Consider the following 18,473-nt stretch of genomic DNA (forward strand, 5'->3'; position numbering starts at 1 on the left):
CCCGGCGCCACCCTCACGCCTTGTGCGGGGTGCCCAGGTACTCGGCGCTCTGCATTTCGATCAGGCGCGAGGCGGTGCGCTCGAACGCGCCCTGCAGGCGGACGCCCGAATACAGCGCCACCGGGGTATCGGTGGCGGTGCAGACCAGGTTGACGTGGCGGTCGTAGAGCTCATCGATCAGGTTGACGAAGCGGCGCGCGGCATCTTCGTTGAGTTTGTCGAAGTGCGGGATGTCGCCCAGCAGCACGGTGTTGAACTCGTGCGCGATCTCGATGTAGTCCGACGGGCCACGCGGCCCCTCGCACAGCGCCTTGAAATCGAACCAGGCGATGCTCTTGCCGCGCGCCCGCACCGGAATCTTGCGACCCTCGATCTCGATGTTGCCCGGTTTGGCCGGCTGGCCACCGCTCAACTCGGCCCAGCGCGTGCCCAGCCAGCCATCGCTGCCGGCGTCGCGCGGGGCCTGGTACACCGGCGAGCGGGTCAGCGCGCGCATCCGGTAATCCTCGGTGCCTTCGGCGTACAGCTCCACGCAGTAGGTCTGCAGCAGGCCGATGGCCGGCAGGAAGCTGTCGCGCTGCAGGCCGTTGAGGTACAGGTTCTCCACGGCGGTATTGGAGGTGGTCACCAGGGTCACGCCCTCGGCGAACAGCCGCTCCAGCAGCCGCGCCAGCAGCATGGCATCGCCAATGTCGGTGACGAAGAACTCGTCCAGCACCAGCACACGCAGCTTGGCCCGCCATTCCTGGGCGATGCGCGCCAGCGGGTCGCTCTGGCCCTGGTGCTCGCGCAGGCGCTCGTGGATGCCACGCATGAAGCGGTGGAAATGAGTGCGGTACTTCTGCTCGATCGGCAGCCCGTCATAGAACAGGTCCACCAGGAAGGTCTTGCCGCGCCCTACCCCGCCCCAGAAATACAGGCCCTTGACCGGCTCGGGCTTTTTCCAGAACGCCGACAGGCGGTCCAGCCAGCCGTCCTGGGCGCTGTCGACCAGCGCCACATGGATGCGGTCCAGCTCGGCCAGCGCGGCATGCTGGGCCGGGTCGTTCTGCCATTCGCCCCGGGCCACGCCTTCGGCGTAGCGCTGCGACGGGGTCAGTGCGCTGTCACTCATGCGCCTGCGGTGCCTGCGTCGGGCAGCCAGTGCTTGACGCCGTGGGTGATGGCCCCGCGCAGGTCGATCAGCTTGCGGTGGAAGAAGTGGCTGGTGTCGGGCATGCGTACCATTTCGTGCGGCGCCTGCAGGCTGCCCAGCCAGTCATAGACCGCCTGCGGGTCGACAATTTCGTCTTCCTCGCCCTGGATGACCAGCCACTGCGCCGGCGGCTGGATGCCGTCGAAGTCCCAGCGCCCGGCGGGCGGGGCGATCGAGATCTGCGCGTCCGGCTGCAACGCAGCGGCGGCCTTGAGCGAGACGAAGGCGCCGAAGCTGAAACCGGCCAGCCACAGCTGCTCGCCGGGGCGCTGGGCGCGGACCCAGGCGACGACGGCCTTGAGATCGTCCTGCTCCCCGTTGCCGTGGTCGAAGCTGCCCGCCGAGGTGCCCACGCTGCGGAAGTTGAAGCGCACCGTGGTGATGCCCAGCGCGCGCAGGCTGGTGGCGACCATGGTCACCACCTTGTTGTGCATGGTGCCGCCCTCGGTGGACAGCGGGTGGCAGATCACCGCGACGATCGGCTGGACCGGCGCGTCACCGGTGGGCAGGTCGACGGCAACGTCCAGCGGCCCGACCGGGCCGTCCAGCACCAGGGCGGCGCTGGTGGGGGGGAAAGGGGGATTGTGCATGGCGTCATAATACCGCTCCTCCGCGGGCTGCACGGCCGCGCTTGCCGGGTTCGTCATGCTCTATCTGGTTTTCAGTGTGTGCTGCAGTGTGCTGGTGTCGGTGCTGCTGAAGCTGGCGCCGCGCCAGCGCCTGGACATGGCCCAGGTAGTCACCTGGAACTACCTGCTGGCCAGCGTGCTCAGCCTGGTGCTGCTGCGCCCGTCGCTGGCCTCGCTGCAGACCGCGCACGCGCCGTGGCTGGCGCTGTTGGGGCTGGCGGTGACGCTGCCCACCATTTTCCTGGTGATGGCCCGCGCGGTCACCCGCGCCGGCATCGTGCGCAGCGACGTGGCCCAGCGCTTGTCGCTGCTGCTGTCCCTGCTGGCCGCGTTCCTGGTGTTCGGCGAAACCGCCAACAGCTGGAAGCTGGCCGGCCTGGGGCTGGGCCTGCTGGCCATCGTGGGCATCAGCGTGCGTCCGCGCGCCAGCGCCGCCGCACCCAGCGGCGAACGCGCCTGGCCGTGGCTGCTGGCGGTGTGGGTGGGCTACGCGCTGGTGGACATCATGCTCAAGCAGGTGGCGCTGTCGGGCACGCCGTCGATGGCGGCGCTGACGGCCAGCTTCGGCCTGGCCTTCGTGCTGATGCTGGCGTTGCAGCTGTGGCGGCATGCCAGCGGTGCTTCGCCGCTGCAGTGGCGCAACCTGGGGGCCGGTGCGCTGCTGGGGCTGCTGAACTTCGGCAACATCCTGTTCTACGTGCGCGCGCACCAGCACCTGCCCGACAGCCCGGCGGTGGTGTTTGCCGGCATGAACATCGGCGTGGTGGTGGTGGGCGCGCTGGTGGGCGTGCTGGCGTTCGGCGAGCGCACCAGCGTGTGGAACCGGGTGGGCCTGGCCCTGGCGGTGGTGGCGATCGGGCTGATTGCGTGGGGCACGGCGGCGGGCTGAGCGGTTGCGATTCAGCGCCTGCTTCTCCACCCGGGCAGGACCAGGCCGGCCTGATCCTGCCTTCGGAGAGGTGCGATTTACGCGGTCAGGCGCAGCCACGCATGTGAACTGACCCCCGGAAGTTGGACACCCATTCAATAGCCGGGGTGTTCATGACGAAGTACGACAGGTGTTTCAAACTCAAAGTCGCCCGGGAGGGTGCCGCAGGCACCCTCCCGGTGAGGGCTGTAGCCGCGCGGCATGGGCTGGATCCATCAATGGTCCATCGGTGGATCGCTGCTTACCGCCACCATGGACAGGACAGCTTCCTGATCGATGCTGGGCGCTACACCGACCAGTTCAAGGTGTCGGTTCTGGCGCGGATGAGCCGTGATGGCCTTTCGGTACGTCAGGCCATGGCAATCTTCGGGATTGCTGGACCCGGCGTCATCCCCCGTTGGCAGCGGCAGTATGATTCGGGTGGTATCGGCGCACTGACGCCCACTCGTGATCGATTCCGAATGAGAAAAAAGCCCGCGACCTCCCAGCCTGCCAAGGATCTCACGCACGATCAGCTGCTCAAGGAGGTGGAGTATCTGCGCGCGGAGAATGCCTTCCTAAAAAAACTCGATGCCTTGATCCAGGAAGAGCAGGCGGCCAAGCGCGCATTACAGCGCAAGCCGTCCAAGGATTGAGGCAGCATCACCGACTGTCGCTTTTGCTCAAAGCGGCAGCGCTATCTCGCAGCACGTTCTATTACCAGACTCAGGCCATCTCCCGGCCTGACCATCAGGCCGGGTTGAAGCGCCGCATCAAGGCAATCTACCGTCGCCATGAAGGCCTATATGGCTACCGACGCATTGCCGATGAACTGCGCCAGGCCGGCGAGCTGATCAATCGCAAGGTCGTCCAACGTCTGATGGGGTTGATGGGCCTCAAATCGGTGGTGCGGGTGAAAAAGTACACCTCATACCGCGGCGCGGTGGGCGCGGTTGCCCCGAACACCCTTCAACGCGAATTTCATGCTTCACGTCCTAATCAAAAGTGGGTTACCGACGTCACGGAGTTCAGGGTGGGCGGGAAAAAGCTCTATCTGTCGCCGATCATGGACTTGTACAACGGCGAAATCGTGGCCTACCAGACAAACACACGCCCATTGCTGGATATGGTCACAGCCATGCTCGGCAAGGCCTTCTTGCGACTGAAGTCCGGTGAAAAGCCACTTCTTCACTCAGATCAGGGTTGGCAGTACCAGCACCGGACATATCAGCACCTGCTGAAAAAACAGGCCGTCACGCAGAGCATGTCGCGCAAGGGCAATTGCCTGGACAATGCCGCCATGGAGAGCTTCTTTGGCACCCTGAAATCGGAATTCTTCCATCTCAAGCGCTTCACCAGCATTGACCAGCTCAAACGCGGACTGGACCACTACATCCGGTACTACAATCACCAGCGCATCAAGCTCAAACTGAATGGCCAGAGCCCGGTTCAATTCCGGATCCAAGCCTTCGGTACCTAGATCCCACTGTCCAACTTTGTGGGGTCAGTTCAATGGCGTGGCTCTACCCTTCGGGTCGCTTGGTTACGCGAATCGATCAGCGGTCGAAGCCGAGCAGCAGCGGGTCGTGGTCCGAACTGCGCCACGGGCCTTTTTCATTGCGGTCGCGGTAACCCACATCGTCGGCTTCGTCGGCGTTGGTGTGCCATTCGGCGGCACCGCGCAGGCGCGCGGCCATGCCCGGGCTGAGCAGGGCGTGGTCGAGGCGGCCGCTCATGCCGTTGTAGACGTAGCTGTAGGGGCGCTCGATCTTGGCCACGGCAAACGCGTCGCGCCAGCCGGCGTCGTGCAGGGTGCGGACCGGGTCTTCCATCGCGTACGCATTGAAGTCGCCTAGCAGGACGGCGTCGCTGCCGCCGGTGCCGGTGGGATCGGTGCGCAGCCACTGGTCGAGCAGCTTGGCCGATGCGACCCGGGTAGCGTTCCAGCAAGCCTGGTCGTCCTTCTGGTCGGCATCGGCGCCGGTGGCGTCGGAGCAGCCCTTGGACTTGAAGTGGTTGGCGACCACCACGAACGGGGCGCCCTTGCCCGCACGGAATGCCTGGGCCAGGGGCACGCGGCTGTGCGGGCCGAACGGACCCTGCTCGAGGGTGGCCGGCGCGCCCACCGGCGTAACCCGCGAGGCGCGATAGATGATGCCGACCCGGATCGGGTTTTCGCCCGGGCCCTTGCCGGCGTCGATGAAGCGCCAGTCGGCGCCGGCGCCACGGTCGGCGTTGAGCGCGTCGACCAGTTGGGCGATCGCCGACTGCGGGCCGTAGCCGTCGTTTTCCAGTTCCATCAGCGCGGCGACATCGGCGCCGAGGGCGTTGATGGTGGTCACCAGCTTGGCCTTCTGCGCCTGGTGTTCGGCCAGGGTGCGAGCGCCGCGCAGGGTCGGGAAACCGCCGCCCTGGCCATCGCCGTTGAAGAAGTTTTCCAGGTTGAAGGCGGCCACGTGCAGGCTGCCGGGCACGACCGGCACCGCCGGGCGGTCGAGCTTGGGCAGCACCAGCGGGCGGGTCACCTGCAGGCGCGGGGTGCCCTTGGCGTCGATGCGCACGATGCCTTCGACGTTGCGCAGCAGCATGCCGGTGCGCAGGTCCGCATTGGCCGGCAGGTAGGCCACCGGGCCGGGATCGCGTGCGTCGCTGCCGTCATCGAGCACCAGGCGGCGGTGGGCGTTGTCGGCCGTTACCTGGGCATGGCCGGCGCTGCGCGGTGCGGCCACTTCGCTGGGCTGCCAGAGGCGGCCATCGAAGGCCACGCTGAGTTCACCGAAGCGGGCCAGGCCGTCGGTGCCGGCCAGGGTCAGCGGCGCGGCGATGCGCACCTTCTGGCCGTCCAGGGGGCGCCAGTCGGTGGGCGGCGCGGTCAGGGTGATGCTGGCCGACGCGGTGGCTGCGGCCGGGCGCGCCTGCGGCGCGGTAGCGGGCTGCGGCTGGGCGGCGTGGACTACGCCGGACAAGGCCAGCGCAAGGGCGAACACAAGCGGGGAACGACGCATCGGTGGGGCGACTCCGGAAAAGGGCGATACAAGTGTGGGGGCGAAAGATGACCCGCCAGCGACCGGCGACGATGGTAGCAATGCAACGCCGCTACCGCCCGGGGGCGGTGTGGTGGGTGCGCGGGATGGGTGGAAGCCGGGGACTACTGGACGACGTGGGTTGGCGGACGCCGCGGATCGGTGGACGTGGGTTGGCGGAAGCCGGTAGAGCCGACCGTTGGTCGGCTGCTCCGGGTAGCCGACCAACGATGGGGTCCACGGGGCGTTACGGGCAGCCGACCAACGGTCGGCTCTACCGGAGGTTGGCCAGCATCCAGTCGACGGTGACGTGGATCTGCTCTTCGGTGAGCGCCGGGTTGCCACCCTTGGGCGGCATGATGCCGCCGTCCGGACCGGTGTAGCCCTCCAGCGCGTGCTTGTAGAGGGTGTCCTTGCCCTGGGCGATGCGCGCATCCCAATGGCTGTGGTCCAGGGTGGGGGCGTTGCCCACGCCGTTGGTGTGGCAGGCGGTGCAGAGGTTGTCGAAGATCACCTTGCCGTCGGTGGTGCCGCCGTAGGCGACCTGCGAGGCGGCCTTGGCCAGCGCCGCGGCCTTGGCGGCGGCCTGCGCTGCCGCGCCCGTGCTGCCGGCATAGACCGCGCCAGCCGGGGCGATGCGCTGTTCGGTGCGCTTGGCCGCCATGGGCGAGACTTCAGCGGGAATGCTGGTGTGCAGGTATGCGGCGAAGACGATCAGGCCGAGCGTGATGGCCACCAATAATGCGATGACCATGGAAAAGCGTTTCAGGAACTCGAGGTCGTAATTCCGCACTCTCTTTACCCCTGGCTGGTAGTCGTTGGACCACGGCTTGTCGCCCGAGTATGACCAGCGTCAGCCGGGCTCTGCAAGCCGCCGCTTTCTATCGCAATGCAGCATGGGCCCGGCTCAGGCGCCGGCGGCCCTTAGGCAGAAAACGCAGATCGACTCCACCAGCAGGTCTTCGTCGCCGTGCGCGTCGCGGCTGGGCGCAGTCGGCCCGACCAGCGCTTCGGTGAAGGCACCGACGATGCAGGCCGCCGCCACGTGGGTGTCCTGCGGCGGGAACGTGCCCGCTTCAATGCCTTCGGCAACGATGCGGCGGAACACCTCGCCGAACAGGCGGCGGCAGCGGATGCGCTCGGCCTCCACCTCCGGGTCGACCGGTTCGGCGATGAACGCATAGGCCAGCCCGGGGCCAGCCAGCGCGCGTCGCACGAAGGCGGTGATGGCCCTGCGCAACCGCTCGGGCGCCGGCAGCGGCTCGGCGGCAATCGCCTCGAAGATGCGCAGCTCATGCTCGACCGCGGCGGTGAGCACCTCCACGAACAGCTCGGCCTTGGACGGGAAGTGGCGGTAGATCAGCCCGGTGGACACCCCGGCCTCGGCCGCCACGGCGGTGACCGGCGCATTGCGGTAGCCGCCGGCGGCCACCAGCGCACGGGTGGCCAGCAGGATCCGTTCACGGGCGCCTGCCAGGCGTTCTTCCATCAGTGCTGAGCGTTTGTAGGCCATTTGTTGATTCTATGTTCAATTTTTGAATTTGTGTTCACTTCTTCCGCGAACCCCGCTACGCTGGGCCATATCGCCCGCGGGACGGCTGGTGCCGTCCACCCCAACCGGCGCGCCCATCCAGCAGTTGCGGAGTCGCCCCATGCACGTTCCCACCATGAATTTCGATCTCGGTGAAGAGATCGACCTGCTGCGCCAGAGCGTGGCCCATTTTGCCTCGGTCGAGATCGCGCCGTTGGCCGCCCAGGCCGATGAAGAGAATCTGTTCCCGCACGCGCTGTGGCGCAAGCTCGGCGAGCAGGGCCTGCTCGGGCTGACCGTGGAAGAAGAATACGGCGGCAGCGGCATGGGCTACCTGGCCCATGTGGTGGCGATGGAAGAGATTTCGCGCGCCTCCGGCGGCATCGGCCTGTCCTACGGCGCGCACTCCAACCTGTGCGTGAACCAGCTGCGCAAGAACGGCAACGAAGACCAGAAGCAGCGCTTCCTGCCCGGCCTGTGCAGCGGCGAGAAGGTCGGCGCGCTGGCCATGAGCGAACCCGGCGCTGGCTCGGACGTGGTGTCGATGAAGCTGCGCGCCGACAAGCGCGGCGACCACTACGTGCTCAACGGCAACAAGATGTGGATCACCAACGGCCCCGACGCCGACGTGCTGGTGGTCTACGCCAAGACCGACGTGGAGGCCGGCGCCAAGGGCATCACCGCGTTCCTGGTCGAGAAGGGCATGAAGGGCTTCTCCACCGCGCAGAAGCTGGACAAGCTGGGCATGCGTGGCTCCAACACCTGCGAACTGGTGTTCGAGGACTGCGAAGTGCCCGAAGAAAACGTGCTCGGCGCGGTCGGCGGCGGCGTGAACGTGCTGATGTCCGGCCTGGACTTCGAGCGCGTGGTGCTGTCCGGTGGCCCGCTGGGCCTGATGGCCGCGGCCATGGACGTGGTGATGCCCTACGTGCACGAGCGCAAGCAGTTCGGCCAGGCCATCGGCACCTTCCAGCTGATGCAGGCCAAGCTGGCCGACATGTACGTGGGCCTCAACGCCTGCCGTGCGTATGTGTATGCGGTGGCACGCGCCTGCGACCAGGGCCGCACCACCCGCCAGGACGCCGCCGGTGCGATCCTGTATTCGGCCGAGAAGGCCACCTGGCTGACCGGCCAGGCGATCCAGGTACTGGGCGGCAACGGCTACATCAACGAGTACCCGACCGGGCGGCTGTGGCGCGATGCCAAGCTGTATGAAATCGGCGCGGGCACCTCGGAAATCCGCCGCATGCTGATCGGTCGCGAACTGTTCCAGCGCACCAAGTAAGGGAAGGCCATGAGCGTATTGAGCAGCCAGCTGCAACCGGGCAGTGATGTTTTCGAGGCCAACCGCACTGCCCTGCAGGCGGTGGTCGATGACCTGCGCGCCACCCTGGCGCAGACCGCGCTGGGCGGCAGCGAGGCGGCCCGTGCCAAGCACACCGCGCGCGGCAAGCTGCTGGTGCGCGATCGCATCGATGCGCTGCTCGATGCGGGCAGTGCATTCCTGGAGATCGCGCCGCTGGCCGCACACGGCATGTACGGCGACCCCATCCCCAGCGCGGGCGTGGTAGCCGGCATCGGCCGGGTGTCGGGCGTGGAGTGCGTGATCGTAGCCAACGACGCTACCGTCAAGGGCGGCACCTACTACCCGATGACGGTCAAGAAGCACCTGCGCGCGCAGGAAGTGGCCGAGCAGAACCGCCTGCCCTGCATCTACCTGGTGGATTCGGGCGGCGCGTTCCTGCCGCTGCAGGACGAGGTGTTCCCGGACCGCGACCATTTCGGCCGGATCTTCTACAACCAGGCCAACCTGTCCGCACAGGGCATCCCGCAGATCGCCTGCGTGATGGGCAGCTGCACCGCCGGCGGCGCCTATGTGCCGGCGATGAGCGATGAAACGGTGATCGTGCGCGAGCAGGGCACCATCTTCCTCGGCGGTCCGCCGCTGGTGAAAGCCGCCACCGGCGAAGTGGTGACGGCCGAAGAACTGGGCGGTGCCGACGTGCACACGCGCATCTCCGGCGTGGCCGACCACATGGCCGACAACGACCTGCAGGCGCTGGCCCGGGTCCGCGCGATCATCGCCCAGCTCAACTGGCGCAAGCCCGAGCCGGCCCTGGCCGTGCAGGCCGCGGTGGAACCGCGCTACCCGGCCAACGAGCTGTATGGCGTGATCCCCGCCGACACGCGCAAGCCGTACGACGTGCGCGAAGTGATCATGCGCCTCGTCGACGACTCGCGCTTTGACGAGTTCAAGCCACGCTACGGCAACACCCTGGTGACCGGCTTCGCGCACCTGCACGGCTATCCGGTGGGCATCATCGCCAACAACGGCATCCTGTTCTCCGAGTCCGCGCTGAAGGGCGCGCACTTCATCGAACTGTGCACCCAGCGCGGCATTCCGCTGGTGTTCCTGCAGAACATCACCGGGTTCATGGTGGGCCGCAAGTACGAACACGGCGGCATCGCCAAGGACGGGGCCAAGCTGGTGATGGCGGTGGCCTGCGCCAAGGTGCCCAAGTTCACCGTGGTCATCGGCGGTTCGTTCGGCGCCGGCAACTACGGCATGTGCGGCCGCGCCTATTCGCCCAACTTCCTGTGGATGTGGCCGAACGCGCGCATCGGCGTGATGGGCGGCGAGCAGGCTGCCAGCGTGCTGGCCACGGTCAAGCGCGACGGCATCGAGGCCAAGGGCGGGCAGTGGTCGGCCGAGGAAGAGGACGGCTTCAAGGCGCCCATCCGCGACCAGTTCGAACAGCAGGGCCATCCCTACTACGCCAGCGCGCGGTTGTGGGACGACGGCGTGATCGATCCGGCCGATACCCGCCGCGTGCTGGGCCTGGCGTTGTCGGCCAGCCTCAACGCACCGGCACGGAAAACCGACTTCGGCGTGTTCCGCATGTAAGGCACGTGCGGCACCGCTGGGTGCGCCCCTTCTTCGCCATTGGCCCGCGCAACGAGACTCCCATGTTCACCAAGATCCTGATTGCCAACCGCGGCGAAATCGCCTGCCGCGTCATCGCTACCTGCCAGCGCCTGGGCATCGCCACCGTGGCGGTGTATTCGGATGCCGACCGCAACGCGCGCCACGTGCGCCTGGCCGACGAGGCCATCGCGATCGGCCCGGCGCCGGCCCGCGAGAGCTACCTGCGCGCCGACGCCATCCTGGACGCCGCCCGCCGCACCGGCGCGCAGGCGATTCACCCCGGCTACGGCTTCCTGTCCGAGAACGCCGGTTTCGCCCAGGCTTGTGCCGAGGCGGGCATCGTCTTCATCGGTCCGTCGGCCGATGCGATCCGCGCGATGGGCGACAAGAGCGCGGCCAAGGCGCTGATGCAGCAGGCCGGCGTGCCGCTGACCCCGGGTTACCACGGCGATGACCAGGATCCGCCGTTCCTGCGCGCCCAGGCCGATGCGATCAGCTACCCGGTATTGATCAAGGCCAGCGCCGGTGGCGGTGGCAAGGGCATGCGCCGCGTGGACGACAGCGCCGATTTCATCGAGGCCCTGGCCAGTTGCCAGCGCGAGGCGCAGGCCGCGTTCGGCAACGCGCACGTGCTGGTGGAGAAGTACGTCGAGCGCCCGCGTCATATCGAAATCCAGGTGTTCGGCGACAGCCACGGCAACGTGGTGTACCTGTTCGAGCGCGACTGCTCGGTGCAGCGCCGCCACCAGAAGGTGCTGGAAGAAGCGCCCGCGCCCGGCATGACCGCCGAGCGCCGCGCCGCGATGGGCAAGGCCGCGGTGGATGCCGCGCGCGCGGTGAACTACGTGGGCGCCGGCACGGTGGAGTTCATTGCCGCCCCCAACGGCGATTTCTTCTTCATGGAAATGAACACCCGCCTGCAGGTGGAGCACCCGGTCACCGAGTGCATCACCGGCACCGATCTGGTGGAGTGGCAGCTGCGCGTGGCCAGCGGGGAACCGCTGCCGCTGCAGCAGGACCAGCTGCAGATCCGCGGCCATGCGCTGGAAGCGCGGCTCTATGCCGAAGACGCCGACCGGGGCTTCCTGCCGTCCACCGGCACCCTGCGCCACCTGCGCCTGCCGGCCAACACCGCGCACGTGCGCGTGGACGCCGGTGTCGAACAAGGCGATGCGATCACCCCGTTCTACGACCCGATGATCGCCAAGCTGATCGTGTGGGACGTGGACCGCGACGCGGCGCTGCGCCGCATGCAGCAGGCACTGGCCGAGTGCGAAGTGGTCGGCGTGACCACCAATGCGGCGTTCCTGCGCCGGCTGGTGATGACCGATTCGTTCGCCCACGCGGACCTGGATACGGCGCTGATCGAGCGCGAGCAGGCCGCGCTGGCACCCAGCGCCGATAGCGGCAGCCCGACGGTGTGGGCGCTGGCCGCCATTGCCGCGGTCGGCAGCCAGGCCGCCGCCAGCGTGGACGCGCGCGACCCGCATTCGCCGTGGCAACGGCAGGATGGCTGGCGGCTGGGCGCGCGCGCCCCGCATGCGATCAGCCTTGAATACCGCGGCACCGCGCAGGCGGTGACCGCGCTGGAACACGACGGCACCTGGTCGGTGACCGTCGGGGATGCGCGGGTGCTCGCCCACGGCGCGCTCGACGGCGACATGCTGCGCGTGCAGGCCGGCGATGCCCTGCACCGTGCCCGCGTGGTCCGCGACGGCAGCGAGGTGTACCTGTTCGGCAGCGATGGCGCCCAGCGCTTCACCCTGCACGACCCGGTCAGCGAAGCCGACCAGACCGTGGCCGATGCCGGCAGCCTGCTGGCACCGATGCCCGGCCGCATCGTCGCCACGGTGGTGACGCCCGGCACGAAGGTCAAGCGCGGTGCGCCGCTGCTGGTGCTGGAGGCGATGAAGATGGAACACACCCTGCAGGCACCGGCTGACGGCGTGGTGCAGGGCTACCGGGTCAAGGCCGGGGACCAGGTGGGCGATGGGGCGGTGCTGGTGGATTTCGAGGCGGACTGAATCCGCCTCACCCGGCCGGCTGCCATACATGGCGTCCTGGGTCGAACTCGCTGGTGGTCATCTGTTCACTGCGCAGCCCGATGCCGCAGATGGCCATCGGGCTCTGCTGCATCGGATCCAGCCCCAACGCCTGCTCGATGTCCTGCTCGTTGATTGCGGCCGTAACAAAGGCACCGAGCCCCTGTTCGGTGGCACAGCTCAGCAGCAGTTGGGAGACGTGGCCGACATCCAGAATGACGGCGCGGTAGGCCTTGGGGTGTTGGCGGTACTTCCAGAACGTACGGGCAAAGCGCGGCGCGAGAATCAGCAACACGTGCGCGTTGGCGAACCAGTCCTGGCCAGCCACGAAACGCCGTGCCAGTGCATCGCCGGAGGCTGTCCGGCTGCACGTCGGGCTGAGCGCATGGGCGCCGGGATGGTAGTGATAGAGCCCCGCTTCCAGCCCATCCACATCCTGGACCAGCAGATAGGCGTCAGTAGGATGTAGTCCACCAGCAGACGGCACGTTTTTCTTGAGAAAGACGGCCTGCTCGCCTTCGCGCTGCTCGCCGTGGCTGGCCAGCGTCCGCCACAGCAGCTGAGACAGCGCGGCCAGGTCCAGCGCGCGGGTGCGGTCGAAGTTGCGGCAGGTCGCACGGCGCTTGAGCCAGGCGTCAAAAGGGACCTGGACCGGGGGCGGCAGCGCAACCGCGTCGGGACCGGGGTCGAACATAGCCGCAGGCGGCGCGCCCAGCCGCGCGCACAGGCCCGCAGCGGTCTCCATACCGGCCTCGCGCAAGGCCTCTACGCTATCCTGATTTTCCCAGCGCGCCAGCCGGTGCATCACGGCGGCGGGCGTCCACCATGCACTCGCAGTAAGCGCGTGTTCGTCCTGCAGTGCAGCGGTAGGTGGGCTGTCGTCGCGAAAGGTCAGGCCCGCCGCCACCAGCCGCTCCAGCACCACCATTGCGTCCGGCGTGTCCGGTGCGGACCATCGCTCGGGGGAGAGGCGGCCGAGTGCAAGCAGCATCGCCTCATCCAGCGCGACCGGTACCGGCAGGTGCGGCGCCAGCGCGACCCACTGCATCGTCGAGGTCACCGAGGTCCCGCCGGCAAGCAGGTCAGCCATGGAATACTGCTCAACCATTCGAGGTTCGGTCATCAATTGGCTGCAGCGGCGGTAGCGGGCGGGAGGCATACGGGTTACCAGTAGGAAGTTGCAGGAAGAATGTCGGCCGACAACGGCTATTCTTGCGCCTCAAGCTGTTGCTGCATCAGCCGCTACCTGCAAAGGCGCCGCTCCTGGACGCCGTCCCCAACCCGCCGCCTATGAGTGCTTTTCCATGACCCCGGATCTCCCCCTTCTTTCTCCCGAGCAGGCCCTGCAGTTGCTGGACCTTTTGTCCAGCGACGATGACTTCCGCAGTGTTTTCCATGCCTCGCCGGCAAAGGCGCTCGAGCGCATCGCACCGGACGTGGCGGCGGCGTGCGGAAGCTGCGCGACACAGGGCCCGCTGGCCAGCAAGGAAGAGTTCCAGCTGTCGCGCGCGCGGCTGGTCGAGCGGCTGAGCTCGAAGGCCATTTTCCGTGTGCCGCATTGCTTTGTCAGCGGAGAGATCGACGCGCAGCTGAGGCATCCGCCTGCCCCGTAACAACACGCTGGCCTGGCGTTTCCTGCAAGCGCGCCATGCGGAGATCGTGGGTGTTGAACACCTGCAGCACGTAAGATCCCGCGCTCTCCGCATACGCCCGGCCGGCCTGCGCCAGCAGCCATTTGCGCGCATCCTGTTGCTGGGTGCCGGCCTGGCCTGCCAACGCCTGCCAAAGCACCACGCGTGCCTGGTAGAGCTCGGTACCATCCAATAGCGGCTGCAGCCGTTTCACGGCTTGTTCCTGTTGCCCGGCCAACCGCTCGCCATTGGCTTCGACGATCGTAATCAGTTCAGCGCATCGCGCATCGTTGAGTGCCTTCGACGCCGTGCGCAGCGGCTCCAGAAGACGCACAGCCACCTCAGGGTGACCGGCACGCTGCGCGCCGTACACGGTAGCGGCCGCCATGAACAACCAGTCCTGCCGGTCATTGCCCTTCGTATCTGTTGCCAGCCGCAAAAGCTCACGGGCCTTCTTCTCGAAGACCTTGGCAGTGGTCGGCTTATCGGTCGCCACGCCCAGCATCAGACCCTGAAGGTCAAACAACTCACACGCCAATCCGCCGTCACCGCAGTTTGCCCGCGCGTGCTTGTTGACCTTCCAGGCACGTCCGGCATCACCAGCATCGATGGCAACGGCGACGCCCTCCAACCCGCTGCTCAGTTCATCCTCCGGCTCGCCTTCGATCATGCGCATCGCAGCGGGGATATCGCCGGATGCAGCCGTGGCGGCGATCACATGGCGGTTGCTGGTCCAGCGACCGAGCTTGGCGGACACACGATAACTCTCCAGCGCATCGCCAAAGCGGTTCTGTGCCAGCTGCGCGCGCCCGACGTCCTGCCAGGCAATGGACTGGAGGGCATTGGAGGACACCGCCGCCCGCCGTGCCGCCGCTTCGGATTCGACATAGTGGCCCAATGTCTGCATGGCCCACGCGTAGTTGGCAAAGGCGCCGTGGTAGTCAGGGTAAAGGTCCGCCAGCAACTTCCACTTTGCCGCAACGTCCTCCACGCGCCCGCCGCGCAGCTCTACTGCCCAGGCATCCAGATAGAGACGGTCGCGACCCGGAAGGCGCGTGCGAATGGCGGTTGCCTTGTCGAGCATGGCCCGGGCCTGGTCCAGATCGCCTTTCAACACATCGATCCGCATCAACCCAAGGTAGGCGAACGCAAAGGAGGGATCAAAGCGGGTGGCCTGATCGAAGTAGCGGGTCGCCTCGGCATAGTGGCCATCGCCGTATGCCTGCAAACCAACCGCATAGGCATGGAGGGCGTCCAGATCGGTGGTGGCCACCTGGGGCAGCGGCAGCGAGGTCTGCGAGACCTGCTGCAGCGCTTCCCCCAGCTCCTTGCGCAACGCAGCGGTCACTGAATCGGTGGAGGCGAACAGCGAGTTCAAACCTCGGTCCTCAGCCGACGTGGACCACACGACCTTGCGGCTCACCGGGTCAACCAGCTGCGCAGTGACACGGAGTCGACCACTTACCTCTTCCACCCGCGGTACCACGACGGCGCGTGCGCCTTCTCGACTGGCCACTTCGACGGCTGCATCCAGGTCCAGCGTGGGTCGCTCGCGTTGCATCCGGCCAAGCGCTTCCTCCACTTTAAGGTTGCTCAGCACGTTCACGAAGCGTGACTGTTCCAGGCTGATGCGAAACGCCTGTTCGAACCCGTCATCGAGCAGCATGTTTCCTGACAGGTTCTGCACATCGGCCAGCACCACCCAATCGCGTTCGGCGAAGGCAATGGCGGGCACCGGTCGCAGCAGCGCCCAGCCGGCGACCAGCAATACCGAGGCGATCACCATCTGCACCCCAAGCGCCATCGGCTTGCGCCACCACGGCGTGGAGGGACGGGCCTTGCCGTGGCCGCGTGGCCGACGGAACTGGGCAACGTCGGTTTCCCCGACTTCGAACACTTCCTGGACCGGCTCGACGCCTTTGAATCGCCATCGGCCATGCGAGCGCCACTTCAGACCGTGCGCGCGCTCACCCAGTTCGGAGCTGCTGCGCCGGACCATCGAATCGGCTGCGGCGGACAGCAGGATCTGGCCCGGCCGTGCCAGCTGCATCAACCGCGCCGCCATGGGCTTGGCCAGTCCCTCGACCTCCACCGGCTTGGCACCGTGGGCCACGGCTTCGGCGCTGTTGTTCCACAGGATCACCTCGCCCACGTTCAGGCCGGCCCGGGCGCGCACTTCGAGGCGGCGCTGGGTACCCAGTGCACTGAGGCTGCGCTGGTAGTCCAAGGCAAACCCCAACGCGTCAACAGGCCGCTCGAACAGCAGGAACAGCCCGTCGGAGCGATCGATCAGCTGGCCGTTCCAGCGCTGCTGCAGGTTCAGCACCAAGCGGTCGTGCTCCTGAAACAGCTCTGCCGCGGCCGCATCGCCGATGCGTTCGACCAGGATCAACGAATCGCATAGATCAGTGAACAACAGCGCCCGCATCTGCGGTGCCTGGGTCGACGTTCCGATGTCGCCGTTCATGCCGATCTTCCCCCGATCAGGGTGATGCGGTCGCGGCACGCGACCAGTGCAGCCGGTTGCCGCCCAGGCGCTTGGCCTGGTACAGCGCGTTGTCGGCGCGAGCGTACCACTCGCTCCAGTCGGTGTGGGGCTCGAGCAGGCGCACCCCGATGCTGACCGGGCAGACGTGCGGCACGCCGTGGGCGCGGTCCATCAGGCCGTGCACCGCGCTGAGGATGAACTCGGCGGCGTGCTGCAGGTTGTCGGCGGTCGCCGTGCGCAGCAGCAGGCAGAACTCGTCGCCCCCCAGCCGGCAGGCCAGGTCCGCTTCAGTGGCCACCGAGCGCAGGATGTTGGCCACGCTCTGCAGGACCCGGTCGCCGGCCTGGTGGCCGTGCTCGTCGTTGACCTGCTTGAAGTGGTCGCAGTCGATCAGCAGCAGGCCCTGCGGCGCGCCGTCGGCATGGTTGCGGCAGTCCTGCAGGTACAGGGCCAGGCCACGCCGGTTGTGCAGGCCGGTGAGCTCGTCAGTCCGCACCAGTTCGCGGGTGTGGGTGAGCTGGTGGGTGGTGACGTACAGGTTGTCCAGCGCGGTTTCCAGGTCGTGGTTGCGCCGCCGCAGCTGGCGGATCAGGACCTGTTCGTTGCTGACCACGCGCATGATGGTACGGCGCAGGAAATAGGCCACCAGGCCCGGGTCACGGTCGACCAGGCGCTGGAAATCGGCGTTGCCCAGTTCCAGCACCACGCTGTCGGTTACCGCGCGCGCGTCGGCGCTGCGCGGATGGTCGCCGATCAACAGGCCCAGTTCGCCGAAGAATTCGTTGGGGCCGAGCGACTTCACCACCAGGTCGTCGCCGAAATCCAGCTCGATGCTGCCGCTCACGACCACATACATGGTGTCGCCGGCTTGACCGCGCTGGAACAGCAGATCACCTTTGGTCAGGCACTGCTGTTTGCCGAATTCGGCGAACAGCGCGAACTCGGCGTTGCTCAGGATGGCGTGCACGATCTCAGCCATCGCGGTCTCGGCGATGCCTGGTTCCTGTTCGCACACAATCGCCGCAACCTTGCCGGTCATCCCGTGCACCCGCTTCCCAGCGTTCCCCCGGTGAGCCGAGGAGAATAGCACCCCTAAAAAGTGTGCGCCTCATCCCATTTCAGCGCACGGGCGCCGAAATTTTCCCGGCCGGCCCGGCACATCCTCCTTCATGACGCGATCCCGGCCTGCCAGCGGCCACCATCCGGGTGACAACCGTCTGCGCCGGAAGGGCGTCTGTGGGCGCTCGCGGAGTACTCGATCGCTGAAACCCTTCTGAATTTTGCCACTTCATTTAGATGTATGTATTTGATTTTATTGACGCATTTGATTCTGACAGGCCGTTTGCATGAGCGGGTAAGGATTCCCCGATGGCTGGGTTGGAGCCTTGTCCGTAGGCTCGATTTCCTGCACTACGGAATGTCGACGATATGGATATATCCGGCACTGCGGCCGTGGCCGCGCTTGCCGCTCGGTCCCAACAGGCACGCCTGATCCAGTTGCAGAGCCCAGCCCCTGGCCTGGTTGTGGAACGTTTCGAGGACCAGGAATCGGTCTGCGGCAGCAGCCGCGTCGAGATCGACTGCCTGTCCACCGCTGCGTTCCTGGACATGGACCCGTGGCTGGAGCAGCCGCTGACCCTGCAACCGCGGCAAGCCGACGGCCGCCTGCGTCAGTGGCATGGCCTGTTGCCCGAGGTGGCCCAGCTAGGCAGCGACGTCGGCCTGGCCCGACACCGGCTCACCCTGGAGTCGTGGACAGCCCTGCTGGAGCTGCGCCGCAACGCGGTGATCTTCCAGGAGCTGGACACCCGCACCATCTGCGAGCAGATCTTCGGCGACTACCCGCAGGCGGTGTTCCGCTTCGACGTGCAGTCCGCCCTGCCCGCCCGCGCCATCACTACCCAGTACCCCGAGAGCGACTGGGGCTTTTCGCCGACATCGCCGAAGCACTCGACGGCATCACCGCGTTTGCCGAGCAGCGCCAGCTGGCTTGAGAGAAGGACGTCACTGGCGGTGACTCGCGCGATCAACGGCGGAGGTATCGCACATGAGCGACGTCTTGACGCGACACGATTAGCCAAGCTCACTCTACTGTGAATAC

At 67.0% G+C, this 18,473-nt stretch carries 15 protein-coding genes; 7 read left to right on the forward strand and 8 right to left on the reverse strand.

All coding sequences use genetic code 11. The features are described from left to right. Positions 1–13 precede the first annotated feature (13 nt). Both zapE and DX03_RS18790 read right to left on the reverse strand, forming a co-directional pair. Entirely contained in the window at positions 14–1,114 is a 1,101-nt protein-coding gene (zapE, locus tag DX03_RS18785; RefSeq protein ID WP_038691156.1) for a cell division protein ZapE, read from the reverse strand. Then, positions 1,111–1,785, reverse strand: a complete 675-nt coding sequence (locus DX03_RS18790; protein ID WP_038692650.1) for an alpha/beta hydrolase — start codon at positions 1,783–1,785, stop codon at positions 1,111–1,113. The genes zapE and DX03_RS18790 overlap by 4 nt, the downstream gene beginning before the upstream one ends. Before the next feature lie 55 nt (positions 1,786–1,840). Between DX03_RS18790 and DX03_RS18795 the strand changes: the two genes are divergently transcribed. Together DX03_RS18795 and DX03_RS20810 are read left to right on the forward strand one after the other, a co-directional pair. Then, complete coding sequence (locus DX03_RS18795) at positions 1,841–2,713, forward strand: EamA family transporter (RefSeq protein WP_038691158.1); 873 nt, start codon at positions 1,841–1,843, stop codon at positions 2,711–2,713. A 152-nt stretch (positions 2,714–2,865) separates the two neighbouring features. After that, positions 2,866–4,211 (forward strand): IS3 family transposase gene (locus DX03_RS20810; protein WP_425598280.1). Its coding sequence is split into 2 segments (ribosomal slippage): positions 2,866–3,319 and positions 3,319–4,211, totalling 1,347 coding nucleotides; the frame shifts between segments, so codons are not numbered across the junction. Between the two features lie 76 nt (positions 4,212–4,287). Here DX03_RS20810 and DX03_RS18810 read toward each other — a convergent pair. The 3 genes from DX03_RS18810 to DX03_RS18820 form a co-directional block, all read right to left on the reverse strand. Further along, positions 4,288–5,736, reverse strand: coding sequence for an ExeM/NucH family extracellular endonuclease (locus DX03_RS18810; RefSeq protein WP_038691159.1), 1,449 nt, complete (start codon positions 5,734–5,736; stop codon positions 4,288–4,290). A 292-nt stretch (positions 5,737–6,028) separates the two neighbouring features. Continuing rightward, positions 6,029–6,547: a c-type cytochrome gene (locus tag DX03_RS18815; RefSeq protein WP_038691161.1), complete on the reverse strand. Its 519-nt coding sequence runs from the start codon at positions 6,545–6,547 to the stop codon at positions 6,029–6,031. A 114-nt stretch (positions 6,548–6,661) separates the two neighbouring features. Beyond that, the gene (locus tag DX03_RS18820) at positions 6,662–7,267 is read right to left on the reverse strand and encodes a TetR/AcrR family transcriptional regulator (protein WP_038691163.1); all 606 of its coding nucleotides are present in this window, start codon (positions 7,265–7,267) and stop codon (positions 6,662–6,664) included. A gap of 139 nt (positions 7,268–7,406) precedes the next feature. Here DX03_RS18820 and DX03_RS18825 point away from each other — a divergent pair, with 139 nt between their 5' ends. The 3 genes from DX03_RS18825 (at position 7,407) to DX03_RS18835 (ending at position 12,235) form a co-directional block, all read left to right on the forward strand. Then, on the forward strand, positions 7,407–8,570 hold the full coding sequence (locus DX03_RS18825; protein ID WP_038691165.1) for an isovaleryl-CoA dehydrogenase: 1,164 nt from the start codon (positions 7,407–7,409) through the stop codon (positions 8,568–8,570). 9 nt (positions 8,571–8,579) lie between these two features. Further along, on the forward strand, positions 8,580–10,190 hold the full coding sequence (locus tag DX03_RS18830) for a carboxyl transferase domain-containing protein (protein ID WP_038691167.1): 1,611 nt from the start codon (positions 8,580–8,582) through the stop codon (positions 10,188–10,190). A 62-nt stretch (positions 10,191–10,252) separates the two neighbouring features. Further along, entirely contained in the window at positions 10,253–12,235 is a 1,983-nt protein-coding gene (locus DX03_RS18835) for an acetyl/propionyl/methylcrotonyl-CoA carboxylase subunit alpha (protein ID WP_038692652.1), read from the forward strand. A gap of 7 nt (positions 12,236–12,242) precedes the next feature. On the opposite strand, the gene DX03_RS18840 is transcribed toward DX03_RS18835, so the two are convergent. Beyond that, a complete protein-coding gene (locus DX03_RS18840; RefSeq protein WP_038691169.1) occupies positions 12,243–13,412 on the reverse strand; it encodes a putative peptide maturation dehydrogenase in 1,170 nt (389 codons plus the stop codon). 145 nt (positions 13,413–13,557) lie between these two features. Here DX03_RS18840 and DX03_RS18845 point away from each other — a divergent pair, with 145 nt between their 5' ends. Continuing rightward, positions 13,558–13,866, forward strand: a complete 309-nt coding sequence (locus DX03_RS18845; RefSeq protein WP_038691171.1) for an NHLP-related RiPP peptide — start codon at positions 13,558–13,560, stop codon at positions 13,864–13,866. Here DX03_RS18845 and DX03_RS18850 read toward each other — a convergent pair. Both DX03_RS18850 and DX03_RS18855 read right to left on the reverse strand, forming a co-directional pair. Next, entirely contained in the window at positions 13,820–16,351 is a 2,532-nt protein-coding gene (locus DX03_RS18850; RefSeq protein ID WP_081797283.1) for a putative peptide modification system cyclase, read from the reverse strand. The genes DX03_RS18845 and DX03_RS18850 overlap by 47 nt on opposite strands. A 16-nt stretch (positions 16,352–16,367) precedes the next feature. Beyond that, complete coding sequence (locus DX03_RS18855) at positions 16,368–17,411, reverse strand: GGDEF domain-containing protein (protein WP_038691173.1); 1,044 nt, start codon at positions 17,409–17,411, stop codon at positions 16,368–16,370. Positions 17,412–17,896: 485 nt separating this feature from the next. Between DX03_RS18855 and DX03_RS18860 the strand changes: the two genes are divergently transcribed. Beyond that, positions 17,897–18,469, forward strand: a complete 573-nt coding sequence (locus DX03_RS18860; RefSeq protein WP_244880149.1) for a contractile injection system protein, VgrG/Pvc8 family — start codon at positions 17,897–17,899, stop codon at positions 18,467–18,469. The last annotated feature ends 4 nt before the right edge of the window (positions 18,470–18,473 follow it).

Origin of the sequence: Stenotrophomonas rhizophila (genome assembly GCF_000661955.1) — a bacterium.
Classification (GTDB): domain Bacteria; phylum Pseudomonadota; class Gammaproteobacteria; order Xanthomonadales; family Xanthomonadaceae; genus Stenotrophomonas; species Stenotrophomonas rhizophila.